This is a genomic window from Phaeobacter sp. PT47_59 (assembly GCF_028890025.1).
GTDB lineage: Bacteria > Pseudomonadota > Alphaproteobacteria > Rhodobacterales > Rhodobacteraceae > Phycobacter.
This window is the reverse complement of the sequence record NZ_JARCJL010000018.1, coordinates 50685-62884: the sequence shown is the minus strand read 5'-3', so window position 1 is coordinate 62884 and position 12200 is coordinate 50685. Positions and strand designations below refer to the sequence as shown.

The window sequence follows — 12200 nt, the reverse complement described above, 5'->3', positions numbered from 1 at the left end:
GGGCTTTTGCAGATCCCCTTGGGCGCGCACGGTCACCTACCGTCCAATCTCCGACAACAGATCCGGATTGATCACAAGGTTGCGCACCCCGTGGGCGTGGTCTTCGTCAAAGGGGTTGTAGGCCAGCCACTTGGCGACCGACTGGATGCTGACCTTGGCCACCTTTGGCCGGACCGACCAGGTCACCTGAAAGGGCGAGCCTTTCTCATTGTAGCCGGGGCCGGTGGTGGAGCCCGCATATTCAACCGGGCGTCCGGTATCGCTGGGGATATTGATTGCCTGGGTCAGGCCGTTCTTCTTTTCCAGCCGGGTCAGCCTGGTGAAATCAAGCGCCGCGTCATCGTTGACCAGCACATAGACCTGCGCCTCGACGCGCAACTGCGGATTCCCGATCGCATCGCTCAGGCAGGAGCCCAGCGTCGGACCGGGATCCACCCGGGCGGTGGTGAAGACATAGTGCACTTCGATTGTGTCGCCCGGTTCCAGGCCGCCATGTGCGGTGGCGCCGACCTCCTGATCAAAGGGCGCAAGCTCGGCTGCGCTCAGCGCGCCGGAGTATGCGTAGCCGCTGCCATAGCCATGGCCATCGCCATTGCCGACATAGGTCGTGAACTCACCGCCGCGATGTTCGGCGCTTTCGTGGAAATGGATATTGCAGAGGTTCATCTCGCGATAATCCGGTGCCGTCCCGAACCGCACACGGTTGCTGCCCCCTGCCCGGTCGATGTCCCGTGGCGCCTGCGGACCAAAGCCCGCGAACAACGTGTTCTCCGCCAGGGTCCGGCGCTGCTCGGCAATCACCGCGTCGGGAACCTCGGCCCCGGCATGATCGGCACCGCTGCCTTCTGAAAATACAGGGGCGGCGCAGAGGGAAAGGCATGAAATCAATATGGTGTTCACAAATGGCTTTTTCATGGATTGCTCCTTTGCCGGTTGTTGAACCTGTCCCGATCCTGCCCCAGATCCCCTTGTTTGCATAGGGGTTTATCCGTCGCCTTGTATCGGTCTGCCGGTCGAACGAATTGGCAAGCCTTGGCAAAATGGTTTGACCCCCGCCCTGCAATACGGTCTGCTGCAGGCAGAGCAGCAACAAAAGGAGCGCTCATGATGCGCCTGATCGTCCTCTTTCTTGGCCTTGTCACCCTGTCGGCCTGCGACGTACCGCTTATTCCGCTGATCTAGGGAGGCGCGGCTTTTCCCCGATACGGCGGGCATTGTTGGGTGATCCAAAACGGGATCGAGACCCCGCGGCTGGCACCCAATTACAGCCTCAATAAAAAGACCAAGGCCCCGGAAAATCCGGGGCCTTGGTCTTTTTGCGCATGGTAGCCGGTACCCGATCAGGCTGCGGCCTGCCTGTCTTCGCGGGCAAAGAAGATCAGGTAGAAGACCGGCGCCGCCACCAGGGTCAGCACGGTGGCAAAGGCCAGCCCGCCCATGATGGTGATCGCCATCGAAACGAAGAAGGCATCCGTCAGCAGCGGCACCATTCCCAGGATCGTGGTGATCGCGGCCAGCATCACCGGGCGCAGACGCGACACCGAGGCCTCGACGATGGCCGCCCGCAGCGGGCGCCCCTCGGCGCGGACCAGGTCGATCTCCTCGACCAGGACGATACCGTTCTTGATCAGCATCCCCGACAGGCTGAGCAGCCCCAGAAGCGCGGTAAAGGTGAAGGGCATGCCCGTTCCCAGAAGGCCGATCACCACGCCATTGACCGACATCGGCACCAGCAGCCAGATGATCACCGGCTGACGGATTGCGTTGAACAAGAGCACCGAGATCAGCACCATGATCAACAAAGACACCGGCAATTGCGCGCCAAGGCTCGCGTTGGCGTCGGCAGAGCTTTCGTGTTCCCCGCCCCACTCCATCCGGTAGCCCGGCGGCAGGGCCATCTCTTCGATGCTGCCCTGCACCGATTTGAACACGGTCGCCGCCGTTACATCCGGCGAGATATCCGCACCGACGGTCAGCGTGAACACCCGGTCGCGGCGATGCACCAAGGTGTTTTCCACCTGCACATCGATCCCGTCGATCATCTGCTCCAATGGCAGGAACCTGTTGGAGGAGGTCGAGAACACCAGTTGATCCATGATGTTATCCTCGTCCTCCGGTGCACGGCGCAGCACGATCGGGATCAACCGGTCGCGTTCCCGGAACATGCCGGCCGTCAGACCATCGGTCGAGAACTGCAGGGTGTCGGCAATGTCTTCGCGGGTGACACCGGCGGTCTGGGCCCGGTCGGTGGCATAGACCGGTTTCAGCACCAGCTCCTGTTCGCGCCAATTGTGCCGCACGCTCAGGATTTCCTCGGAGGCCGCCGACAGCCGTGTCATCGCCTCTTGCCCCAACTGGCGCAGGACCATCGGGTCGGGACCGGAAAACCGCACCTGGATGGGATCACCGCCGCCCGGACCAAAGACCAGCCGTTTGGTGCGGAACTCCGCCTCGGGGAAGTTCTGCCGCCCAAAGGCCTCAAGATCCGCCTGCAGGGCAGGAATATCCTCCAGGCCCGTGGCGCGGATGATCAGATGCCCATAGCTCGGGTTGGCCTTCTCAGCCGAATAGGTCAGCATGAAGCGGGTTGCCCCCTGCCCCACAAAGGCGGCGGTCGAGACGACATCCTCCCGCTCCCCCAGCCAGTCTTCGATCCGTTTCAACTGGGTCGAGGTGGTGTCAATCGCGGTGCCCTGCGGCAGCTTCAGATGCACGAAGAACAGCGGTGTGTTGGAATCCGGGAAGAAGGCCTGTTTCACCTGGCCAAAGCCAACATAGCAGGCCCCGGTCAGGACAATCAGCCCCACCACCACCAGCCAGCGCAGTTTCAGCGCAAGGCGCAAGATGGCTCCATAGGCCCGAAACACCACCCCGCCGTATTCATCGCCGCTGGCACCGGTGCCGCGCTTGAAGAAGTAATGCCCAAGCAGCGGCGTCGCGGTCAGCGCCAGCAGCCAGCTCAGCAGCAGCGAAATGGCGATCACCGCAAAAAGCGAGAACAGGAATTCGCCGGTCGAATCCGGGCTGAGGCCGATCCCGGCAAAGGCCATGATGCCAATGACCGTGGCCCCCAATAGCGGGATCTGCGTCTTGCTGGCAGCCTCATGCGCCGCCTCGCGGGAGCTTTTCCCGCGCAGCATGGCGATCTGCATGCCTTCGGCGACCACGATGGCATTGTCCACCAGCATCCCCATGGCAATGATCAGCGCCCCAAGGGAGATCCGCTCCATCTCGATGCTGAACAGGTTCATGAACAAGAGCGTGCCCACCACCGTCAGCAGCAGGGTCGCACCGACGACCACAGCCGCCCGAAGCCCCATGAACAGCGCCAGAACCACCACCACGATGACAACGGACATGGCCAGGTTGACCAGGAAGTCATTAGAGGCCTGCTCCACCACCACATGCTGCTGATAGATCGGCTGCAGTTTGACACCATAGGGAATATCCCGATCCAGCTGCGCCAGCTTGGCATCGACGTTCTTACCCACATCGACGATGTTTTCCGAGGCGATCCCGGCCACGCCCAGGGTAAAGGCCTCGGTTCCGTTGTAGCGCACGATCAGCTTGGGATCGGCAACCCGGCCCCGGTGGACCTTGGCCATGTCGATCACGTTGATGACCTCGCCCTGGACCCCGACCGACAGGCCGGCAATCTCGCTCACGCTGTCCGATCCATTGGGCGCCAACAGGCGTGTATCGGAATCGCCTGCGTCCAGCTTGCCCGCCGGGCGCACCGAGTTCGAGGTGGCAATGGCATTGGCAATCGCCGTCATCGGCACGTTGAGATTGACCGACACCGCGATATCTGGCTCCACGTAGATCGCCTCGTCCGGCAGGCCCGAGACCTCCACATCGGCCACCCCTTCCACGGTCAGCAATTCGCGCCTCAGAAAGGTTGCCAGCTCGTGTTTTTCACCGTCGCTGAACCCTTCCGCGGTCACCGCGTAGAACAGGCCGAATACATCCCCGAAGGAATCATTCACAATCGGCTGCCGCGTGCCGTCGGGCAGGGATTGCGCCGCATCGCGGATCTTGGCGCGCAGCTTGGTCCAGACCGCGGGCAGCTCACTGCCGTCATAGGTCGATTTGATCTCCACCTCGATCAGCGATTGGCCCGGCTGGTTGATGGAGGTGATGATATCCACCTCGGCCATCTTCTGGATCGCCGATTCCAGCGGCTCGGAGACCTCCAGCGCCACCTGTTCCGCCGTGGCACCGGGGTATTGCGTGACAATCACCGCCTGTTTGATGGTGAAGGCCGGATCCTCCAGCCGCCCCAGCGACAGGAACCCCCAGATGCCGCCAAACAGGGCGATCAGCATCACCAGCCAGGTGAGGATCGGTTTTTCGATAGATCCGCGTGCGATGTCCATAGGTGCGCCCTCAGTTCGCAAAACCGGCAAAGCGGCGCACCGCCTGCCCGTCGCTTAAGGCATGTCCGCCGGTCAGAACCACCTCTTCACCGCCGCTCAAGCCCTGCGATACCGCAAAGGCACCATCCTGGGTCGGCGCGACGGTGACCGCGCGCCAGGTCACGGTTCCGCTGTCGGCCCCGGTCGGGCTGAACACCATGACGCCGGTATCCCCGGCGGGAGACATCACGATGGCGGTGGCGGGCAGGATGATCGCCGCCACACCGGTATTCACCTTCACCCGCACAGAGACCGAGGCACCGGGCAGGATCTGCCGATCCTTTGGCGGCGCCAGGCGAAAGGTGACGAGATAGGTCTGCCCGACGCTGCTGGCCTCTGCATCGAATTCGAGGATCTCGACCGGATAGGTGGCGTCCCAGCCCGGGAAGGAGGCGGTGATCTCCACCTTGTCGCTCTGATCCGCCTGTTGGAACAGGATCTCCGGCACATCCACCTTGATGTGCAGTTCGGACATGTCATGCAGGCGCACGATGGGGGTCCCGGCGCTGACCGTGGTGAAACGGTCCACTTCGCGACTGGAGACCAGCGCCTCAAACGGCGCGGTCAATGTGGCATGTTTGAGCGCATATTCGGCATCCCGCAGCGCAACGCCCGCGAGCCCTGCCTGGGTTTCCGCATCGTCGATCGACACCTGACTGACGGTGCCAGACAGTTTCTCCATACGGGCGACAGTGCGATCCGCCTGTTCCTTTTGCAGCCGCGCCTGCTCCAGTTGCAGCTCGAAAGGCTCCAGGTCCAGCTGTGCCACCATCTGCCCTTGCGGCACCACGCCGCCCTGGGCCACCGGAAATAGCACCACCTGGCCGCCGACCTGAAAGGCCAGATCGACGCTCTGCTTGGCGGCCACCTGGCCAAAGAACTGCCGCTCCACCAGGACGTTCCCGGCCTGCGTCTGGATCAGCTTGACCGGCTTTGCCGGTTCCTGCGCCAAAACCGGAGCGGTCTGGCCCAGCATCGACAGGGCAACCATCGGCAGCACCCAAAGCGCCAATTGACGAAATCGTGTCATTCTTTGTCTCCTGTTTGGCTGGGATCCTTCAGGATCTCCCCGGTGCCGGTAATGGTATCATGGATTTTCATGGACAGCGCCGCGAACTGCTTGATCTCACCTTCGCTCAGCCCGGACACCTGACGAAACAGGGCGCTCGCCCCGGCTTCCAATTGGCGCCGCATCTCCCACCCCTGTTCGGTGAGCTGCAACAGGAGGGCGCGCCGGTCGTCGGGATCCGGAGCCCGCCGCACCAGCCCCATGTTCTGCAACCGATCTGCTGCAGCCGTCACCGATGGCGGCCCCGTCAGCAGCAATTGCGCCAACGCTCCCATCCTACGGGGCTGATCCAATTGCAACAGCACCCGCCCTTCCAGCCGCCCCATCTGCGGTGTCAGAAGCGTCTGGTCGATCACGGCGTCCATCTTCCAATAGAGCGCAAAGACCCCCATCAGCGCACGGGTTTCGGGAGAAAACCGGTTTTCTTCGTCAGTCATGACTGTCTCTGCTCATGCGTGGCGAAACGCGATGCCCCCTGGCGTCTCGATCGGGCGGATATCACCCCATGGGGGGATTCGCCCCAAATTACTTCATAAAATGAAATATTCATGTGAAGAACTTCACAGAAGACGGCCTCTTTCCCTTGCGGCACCCCCGCTGCGGGCTTGACCTTCCTGTGGCAAAATGACCAGATTGACGGCACTTTGAAAACTCAGGGTTCCTTTACAATGTACACAGCTGCCATCACCGGCACCGGGGTCTTCACTCCCTCGCAGGTCATCACCAATGCCGAACTGGTCGAGGCCTTCAATGCCTATGCCGACCGCATGAACGCGCAGAATGCCGAGGCCATCGCCGCGGGCGAGATGGAACCGATGCAGCATTCCTCGGAGGAGTTCATCGTCAAGGCCTCCGGTATCGAGCAGCGCTTCGTGATGGACAAGAGCGGCATTCTTGATCCCGAGGTGATGCACCCGCTGCTGCGCCAGCGCAGCGACGAGGAACCCGGCATCATGGCGGAAATGGCGGTGGATGCCGCGAACAAGGCTCTGGCCCAGGCGGGCAAAACGGCCTCCGATGTCGATGTGGTGATCTGTGCGGCTTCCAACATGGAGCGCGCCTACCCGGCGGTCGCCATCGAAATCCAGAAGCTCTTGGGCATCGACGGCTTTGCCTTTGACATGAACGTGGCCTGTTCCTCGGCCACCTTCGGCCTGCAGGTGGCGGCCGACATGATCCGCTCGGGCAGCATCCGTTCGGCGCTGGTGGTCAACCCCGAGATCTGTTCCGGCCATCTGGAGTGGCGCGACCGGGACTGCCATTTCATCTTTGGCGACGTGGCAACCGCAACCCTGGTGGAACGGATCGAAGACGCCAAGGGACCGCATTTCGAGATCCTCTCGACCCGCTGCGCCACCGAGTTCTCCAACAATATCCGCAACAACAACGGCTTCCTGCGCCGCTCGCGCCCTGACGGGGTGGAGGACCGCCGCGACATGCAGTTCATGCAGAACGGGCGCAAGGTGTTCAAGGAAGTGCTGCCGCTGGTCAGCAGCCATATCGCAGACCATCTGAGTGACAGCGGCGTCGCAAACACCGATCTGAAGCGCCTGTGGCTTCATCAGGCCAACAAGTCGATGAACGATTTCATCGGCAAGAAGGTCCTGGGCCGCACCCCCACGCCGGAAGAGCAGCCCAATATCCTGCAGGACTATGCCAATACCTCTTCGGCCGGCTCGATCATCGCCTTTTCGCAGAATTCCGATGACATGGGCGATCAGGAGATCGGCCTGATCTGTTCCTTCGGAGCAGGATATTCGGTGGGATCAGCCCTGTTGCGCCGCCACGCGTGAGCGGCGCCCTGCGGGGCGGATCTCATGCATCAAGGGCAAACAAGCCTGAGAAAGCGCGTCAGGCGCTTTCTTCTTCCAGGTGCAGTTTCATCTCCAGCAGGACCTGCTGCAACAGAACCGTTTCACGCAACAGGCGCTTGGCTTCGTTCACGGTGATGATCCCGTCGGCAATGGCTTCCTGATACTCGCTCATCAGTGTCGCAAAGCGCTGGCTCAACGCGATCACATCCGCGTTCACACCGCCGGAGTTACGCCCGCCCGCCGCGCTCTCTTCTGACTGGTTATAGGACAGGGTAATGTTCTTCAGATCGGCCAGCGCGGCCGTCACATGGGGGAATGAGGCAGCACCTTCCAGTTTGGCTACGGAATCCACCGGCATGAACCGTTCCGCATGTTCGGCATTGTCGGAGTAATAGCGCCCCAGCGTCGCCTTGGATTTGCCGGTGATCTGGCAGGCCGCCTCGATACCGACGTCCTTGACCAGGGCTTCCGTGTGCTTCTTCAGGTAGGTGCCGATATCTGCCATGTAGTCTCACTCAGTATGCCGCCGTGCCAGGCGGGGAATGAAATTATTAATTTCCCATGAATCTCTTTTAGACGAATTGCAATACTTGATCCATCCCTCTGGTTTTCAGGGATTTAGTGAGTGTCCCAGATGCCATTTTGCATCATTTTGGGGTGAAGCAGACTTTCGTGAGTGGGGTTGGCTTCTGTGTTTGGGACTGTTCCCTGGCCAGTTTTTCTGGCTGAGGAACCTCCTGTTTTTGGTCTGCGCCCTGCGCGGCGGTTTCTGTTCAGATCCACCCTTGGGGCCTGCTGCGGCCCGGATCGATCAGCCTGCCACGTCAGGGCGCAATTTCTCCCTTCCCTGCCCCGACCATCACCCCCATCGCCCTGCAGGCGAACCCTGCGAAACCTGTGCCGGGGCATAGGGCGTAAACGGTGGCGATTTACGGTTCCAAATGACCCGGCCAAAGGATAAACCGCCGCTCATGGCAAAGCTCTATTTTCACTACTCCACCATGAACGCGGGCAAGTCGACGGTGCTGCTGCAGGCCTCGCACAACTACCGCGAAAACAACATGGAGACCTACCTTCTGACCGCGCAGATCGATGATCGCGCCGGAGAGGGGCGGATCGCCTCGCGGATCGGAATCAGTGCAACCGCAGATGTCTTTGCCCCGGACGAAGACCTTTTTGCCAAGATCACATCGCGGCTGGCCCAGGGGCCGGTGGCCTGCATCTTTGTCGATGAGGCGCAGTTCCTGTCCGACGATCAGGTCTGGCAGCTGGCGCGGGTGGTGGATGATCTGCGCGTGCCGGTGCTGTGTTATGGGCTGCGGGTGGATTTTCAGGGCAAGCTGTTTCCCGGCTCCGCCACGCTTCTGGCGCTCGCCGATGAGATGCGCGAGGTGCGCACCATCTGCCACTGCGGCAAGAAGGCCACCATGGTGATCCGCCAGGACGAAAACGGCGACGCGATCACGACCGGCGACCAGGTTCAAATCGGCGGCAATGAGACCTATGTTCCGCTGTGCCGCCGCCACTGGCGCGAGGCGATGGGGGACCGCAGCGCGGTCTGAGCCCACTCAGGCTCAGCCCCAAGGATCCTGCGCCTCAGACCGGGTTCGGCAGCGCCTTTCCGGCCAGGAAGGCCGCCACATTGTCCAGCGCCATCTGCCCCATGTTACTGCGCACCTCTTCGGTGGCGGTGCCCAGATGCGGCAACAGGGTCACTGTATCAAGCGCGCAGAGCGCCTCTGGCACCTTGGGTTCGAACTCGTAGACATCAAGGCCCGCGCCCGCGATCCGGCCTTCGTTCAGGGCCGCGATCAGGGCCGCCTCCTTCACGATCTCTCCCCGGGCGATATTGATCAGATGCGCATGGGGCTGCATGGCGGCAAGGATCTCCTCATCCACCAGATGCCGCGTTTCAGCGCCGCCGGGCACGGCCACCACCAGGAAATCCACCTCAGCCGCCATCGCGGCCAGGTCAGTGCTGCGGCTGACGGGATAGCCCGGATCCTTGTCGCTGCGCGCGGTGTAGAGCACGGTCATGCCAAAGCCGAAATGACAGCGCCGCCCGATGGCCGCGCCAATCCGGCCCAGACCCACGATGCCAACCGTCTTGCCGGTCACATGCTGGCCCAGCATCTGGGTCGGGTGCCAGCCCTTCCAGGTGCCCGAGCGCACCAGCCGCTCCCCCTCGCCCGCGCGGCGCGCCGACATCAGGATCAGGGTCATGGCGATATCGGCGGTGGCATCGGTGACCGCGCCCGGCGTGTTCGTCACGGCCACACCGGCAGCCTGAGCCGCCCGCACATCGATGTGGTTGTAGCCGACACCGAAATTCGCCAGCAGGCGGCAGCGCGGATCAGGCACGGAAGCAAAGACATCGGCGGAGAAAAGGTCGCCCAGCGTTGGCACCACAACGTCATAGTCGCGCAGTGCCCGCTGCATCTCCTGGCGGCTGAGCACGCCCGTATCCGTGCGGATGTCCACATCGAATTCGGCACGCGCGCGCGCCTCGACCGCCGCCGTCATCGGCCGTGTGATCCAAAGCTTCATGGTCAATGCATCCTTCCACCAAGCGGAACCGGGGCGTCGGGGCCGATCAGGCAGACTTCGCCCGCCTCATCCGGCAGGCCCAGCACCAGCACCTCGGACATGAACTTGCCAATCTGGCGCGGCGGGAAGTTCACCACGGCCAGCACCTGTTTGCCCACAAGGCTCTCCGGCGTGTAATGCGCCGTCACCTGAGCCGAGGTCTTTTTCTCGCCGATCTCATCACCGAAATCGATCCACATCTTGATCGCCGGTTTGCGCGCCTCCGGATAGGGTTCGGCCCGTACCACCTGGCCGACGCGGATGTCGACCTTCAGGAAGTCATCAAAGGAAATCTCAGCCACCGGACAGCTCCTTGGATCGGTTGGCCGCCGCCGCGACTGCGCGGTTCAGCAAACTTGGAAAGCCGCTTTCCTTGTCCATCAGCACCTCAAGCGCCGCCTGGGTGGTGCCATTGGGGCTGGTCACATTGATGCGCAGCTGTTCGGGGCTGTCATCCGCCGCTTCGGCCAGGGCACCGGCGCCCGCCACGGTGGCCTTGGCCAGTTGCATCGCCAGATCTGCGGGCAGGCCCTGCGCCTCTCCCGCGGCAGCCAGCGTCTCGATCAGGTGAAAGACATAGGCCGGACCAGAGCCGCTGACGCCCGTCACCGCATCCATCTGATCCTCGGACTGCAGGCGCACCGTCTGACCGATGGCGGACAAGAGCGCCTCTGCCATGTCCATATGCTGCGCCCCGCTCTGGCTGTTGCCGATCAGGGCGGTGATCCCGCGCCCGATGGCGGCAGGTGTGTTGGGCATGGCGCGCACGATGGGGGTCTTGTCGCCCAACATCGCCTCGTAACTGGCGCAGGAAATCCCTGCCGCCACGGAGATGAACAGCGTATCCCCATTGCCCAGCGCCTGCAGGCCCGGCAGCGCATCGCCCATCATCTGCGGCTTCACCGCGATCAGCACGATGGCCGGATTTTGGGGCAGGCCCTGGTTGATGGCAACGCCGGTGGATTTCAGCCAATCCGACGGATAGGGATCCAGCACCCAGACCGAGGCGGCAGGCAATCCGCCCTCCAGCCAGCCCGCCAGCATCGCCGATCCCATCTTGCCGCAGCCCAGAAGAACCAGCCCGCGATCCGCGATTTCCGTCATATCCATTGTCCCTGCCCCATTTGATCTGTCAGTCTCGGGGCAAAGGTTTACGCGCGCCCGTAGGCCTCTGCAATGGCGACCTGCAGCGACTCCTTCGGCGCATGCCCGGCCCAGGTGGTCAGCTGCACCGCCGGGTAATACCGCTCACAGTTGCTGACCGCCGCCTGGATCATCGCATCGATCTGGCTGGGGCTGGCCGCCTGCCCGCCCGACAGGAGCAACCCATAGCGATAGAGCATCAGCTTGTGCTCGGCCCAATAGGTAAAGGAGCCCGCCCAGCATTGGTCGTTGATCAGGTTCAACAGCTCGTAAAGCTGCGGCAGCTTGTCCTCGGGCGGTTCCATTTCAAAACTGCAGACCAGGCGCAGGGTTTCCTCATAGCCAGACCAGGCCAGGGTGACCGAGTAGGTGCGCCACTGCCCCTCGACCGCCATGGCGATCTGATCGTCACCGATGCGATCGAAATCCCAGTCGTGGTGGGAGGCGATGTTTTCAACGATGTCGATAGGGTGGATATCGTCTTCCAGATGATGCTCGGATAGGGCCATGATGCCACCTCCCTGGTACCTAGCCCGAGACCTCTGCGTGCCTACAAAAGCTAGCTTTGCGCTCAAAAGAACGGGGAGGCATCCCCGCTCCCATACCAGATATGGTGGCGGCGCAGGCCGGCGCTGGCAACCCTTTATTTGGGGATATCTGCAATAAGTTGTGGATGAAGTGAAAAGCCACCCAAAATATCGGCATGACCTATCTTGGCATCGCTTCTAGCGGCACGGCTTGTGCTGAGGCGGGATGCCGGACGCAGACAGGCGCTTGGCGACGCGCACCCCGGCCCGTGCGGGACGCGATCCGCATTTCAGGGCAGACCGCGCCCGCTGCCAATCAGGGCTTAGCCCTTGGTCGTGGCTTCCAGCGCATCAAGGCGGGCTTTCAGCGCTTCATTCTCTTCGCGGGCCTTCTGAGCCATGGCGCGTACAGCGTCGAATTCCTCTCGCGTGACAAAATCACGATCCGCCAGCCAGCGGTCGATCATGCCCTTCATCGCCGTCTCGGCCTCTTCGCGCGCACCGTGGGCAACGCCCATCGCATTGGTCATCAGCTGGGAAATGTCGTCCAGGATCTTGTTGCGGCTCTGCATCGTCTTCTCCGTTTCAGGCTTATGCCCTATATGGGCAACCAAAGGGCCATGGGCAAGCCATTGCCTGCGCCCCG

At 62.2% G+C, this 12200-nt stretch carries 12 protein-coding genes; 2 read left to right on the top strand and 10 right to left on the bottom strand.

Annotated features, from left to right (window positions below):
* Window positions 1–36: 36 nt before the first annotated feature.
* The 4 genes from PXK01_RS15675 to PXK01_RS15660 all read right to left on the bottom strand — a co-directional run bounded on the left by PXK01_RS15675 (window position 37) and on the right by PXK01_RS15660 (window position 5921).
* Window positions 37–915: a delta-class carbonic anhydrase gene (locus PXK01_RS15675; protein ID WP_274860782.1), complete on the bottom strand. Its 879-nt coding sequence runs from the start codon at window positions 913–915 to the stop codon at window positions 37–39.
* A gap of 425 nt (window positions 916–1340) precedes the next feature.
* Window positions 1341–4376 (bottom strand): efflux RND transporter permease subunit, encoded by a 3036-nt coding sequence (locus PXK01_RS15670; protein WP_274860781.1) that lies wholly within the window; start codon window positions 4374–4376, stop codon window positions 1341–1343.
* Window positions 4377–4386: 10 nt separating this feature from the next.
* Window positions 4387–5406 carry an efflux RND transporter periplasmic adaptor subunit gene (locus tag PXK01_RS15665; RefSeq protein ID WP_274860796.1) on the bottom strand — a complete coding sequence of 340 codons (1020 nt, stop codon included), beginning with the start codon at window positions 5404–5406 and terminating at the stop codon, window positions 4387–4389.
* A gap of 35 nt (window positions 5407–5441) precedes the next feature.
* The gene (locus tag PXK01_RS15660) at window positions 5442–5921 is read right to left on the bottom strand and encodes a MarR family winged helix-turn-helix transcriptional regulator (RefSeq protein ID WP_274860780.1); all 480 of its coding nucleotides are present in this window, start codon (window positions 5919–5921) and stop codon (window positions 5442–5444) included.
* Between the two features lie 231 nt (window positions 5922–6152).
* On the opposite strand from PXK01_RS15660, the gene PXK01_RS15655 reads away from it, so the two are divergent.
* Window positions 6153–7277 carry a beta-ketoacyl-ACP synthase III gene (locus tag PXK01_RS15655; protein ID WP_274860779.1) on the top strand — a complete coding sequence of 375 codons (1125 nt, stop codon included), beginning with the start codon at window positions 6153–6155 and terminating at the stop codon, window positions 7275–7277.
* A gap of 58 nt (window positions 7278–7335) precedes the next feature.
* Here PXK01_RS15655 and PXK01_RS15650 read toward each other — a convergent pair whose 3' ends face one another.
* Window positions 7336–7803: a hypothetical protein gene (locus PXK01_RS15650; RefSeq protein ID WP_274848667.1), complete on the bottom strand. Its 468-nt coding sequence runs from the start codon at window positions 7801–7803 to the stop codon at window positions 7336–7338.
* A gap of 466 nt (window positions 7804–8269) precedes the next feature.
* Here PXK01_RS15650 and PXK01_RS15645 point away from each other — a divergent pair, with 466 nt between their 5' ends.
* Window positions 8270–8860, top strand: a complete 591-nt coding sequence (locus PXK01_RS15645) for a thymidine kinase (protein WP_274848666.1) — start codon at window positions 8270–8272, stop codon at window positions 8858–8860.
* A 34-nt stretch (window positions 8861–8894) separates the two neighbouring features.
* Here the strand turns inward: PXK01_RS15645 and PXK01_RS15640 are convergent, their stop codons facing one another.
* The 5 genes from PXK01_RS15640 to PXK01_RS15620 form a co-directional block, all read right to left on the bottom strand.
* Window positions 8895–9845 (bottom strand): 2-hydroxyacid dehydrogenase, encoded by a 951-nt coding sequence (locus tag PXK01_RS15640; RefSeq protein WP_274860778.1) that lies wholly within the window; start codon window positions 9843–9845, stop codon window positions 8895–8897.
* Between the two features lie 2 nt (window positions 9846–9847).
* On the bottom strand, window positions 9848–10186 hold the full coding sequence (locus PXK01_RS15635) for a tRNA-binding protein (protein WP_274848664.1): 339 nt from the start codon (window positions 10184–10186) through the stop codon (window positions 9848–9850).
* Complete coding sequence (gene proC / locus PXK01_RS15630; RefSeq protein ID WP_274860777.1) at window positions 10179–10994, bottom strand: pyrroline-5-carboxylate reductase; 816 nt, start codon at window positions 10992–10994, stop codon at window positions 10179–10181. The genes PXK01_RS15635 and proC overlap by 8 nt, the downstream gene beginning before the upstream one ends.
* Before the next feature lie 41 nt (window positions 10995–11035).
* Window positions 11036–11536, bottom strand: a complete 501-nt coding sequence (locus PXK01_RS15625) for a YbjN domain-containing protein (protein ID WP_274848662.1) — start codon at window positions 11534–11536, stop codon at window positions 11036–11038.
* Between the two features lie 341 nt (window positions 11537–11877).
* Window positions 11878–12126: an accessory factor UbiK family protein gene (locus PXK01_RS15620; protein WP_274848661.1), complete on the bottom strand. Its 249-nt coding sequence runs from the start codon at window positions 12124–12126 to the stop codon at window positions 11878–11880.
* Window positions 12127–12200: the final 74 nt, after the last annotated feature.

Excerpts from the sequence above, each read along its gene's own strand:
- PXK01_RS15675 (WP_274860782.1), bottom strand. The coding sequence starts at position 915 with ATGAAAAAGCCATTTGTGAACACCATATTGATTTCATGCCTTTCCCTC.
- PXK01_RS15670 (WP_274860781.1), bottom strand. The coding sequence starts at position 4,376 with ATGGACATCGCACGCGGATCTATCGAAAAACCGATCCTCACCTGGCTG.
- PXK01_RS15665 (WP_274860796.1), bottom strand. The coding sequence starts at position 5,406 with ATGGTTGCCCTGTCGATGCTGGGCCAGACCGCTCCGGTTTTGGCGCAG.
- PXK01_RS15660 (WP_274860780.1), bottom strand. The coding sequence starts at position 5,921 with ATGACTGACGAAGAAAACCGGTTTTCTCCCGAAACCCGTGCGCTGATG.
- PXK01_RS15655 (WP_274860779.1), top strand. The coding sequence starts at position 6,153 with ATGTACACAGCTGCCATCACCGGCACCGGGGTCTTCACTCCCTCGCAG.
- PXK01_RS15650 (WP_274848667.1), bottom strand. The coding sequence starts at position 7,803 with ATGGCAGATATCGGCACCTACCTGAAGAAGCACACGGAAGCCCTGGTC.
- PXK01_RS15645 (WP_274848666.1), top strand. The coding sequence starts at position 8,270 with ATGGCAAAGCTCTATTTTCACTACTCCACCATGAACGCGGGCAAGTCG.
- PXK01_RS15640 (WP_274860778.1), bottom strand. The coding sequence starts at position 9,845 with ATGAAGCTTTGGATCACACGGCCGATGACGGCGGCGGTCGAGGCGCGC.
- proC (WP_274860777.1), bottom strand. The coding sequence starts at position 10,994 with ATGGATATGACGGAAATCGCGGATCGCGGGCTGGTTCTTCTGGGCTGC.
- PXK01_RS15625 (WP_274848662.1), bottom strand. The coding sequence starts at position 11,536 with ATGGCCCTATCCGAGCATCATCTGGAAGACGATATCCACCCTATCGAC.
- PXK01_RS15620 (WP_274848661.1), bottom strand. The coding sequence starts at position 12,126 with ATGCAGAGCCGCAACAAGATCCTGGACGACATTTCCCAGCTGATGACC.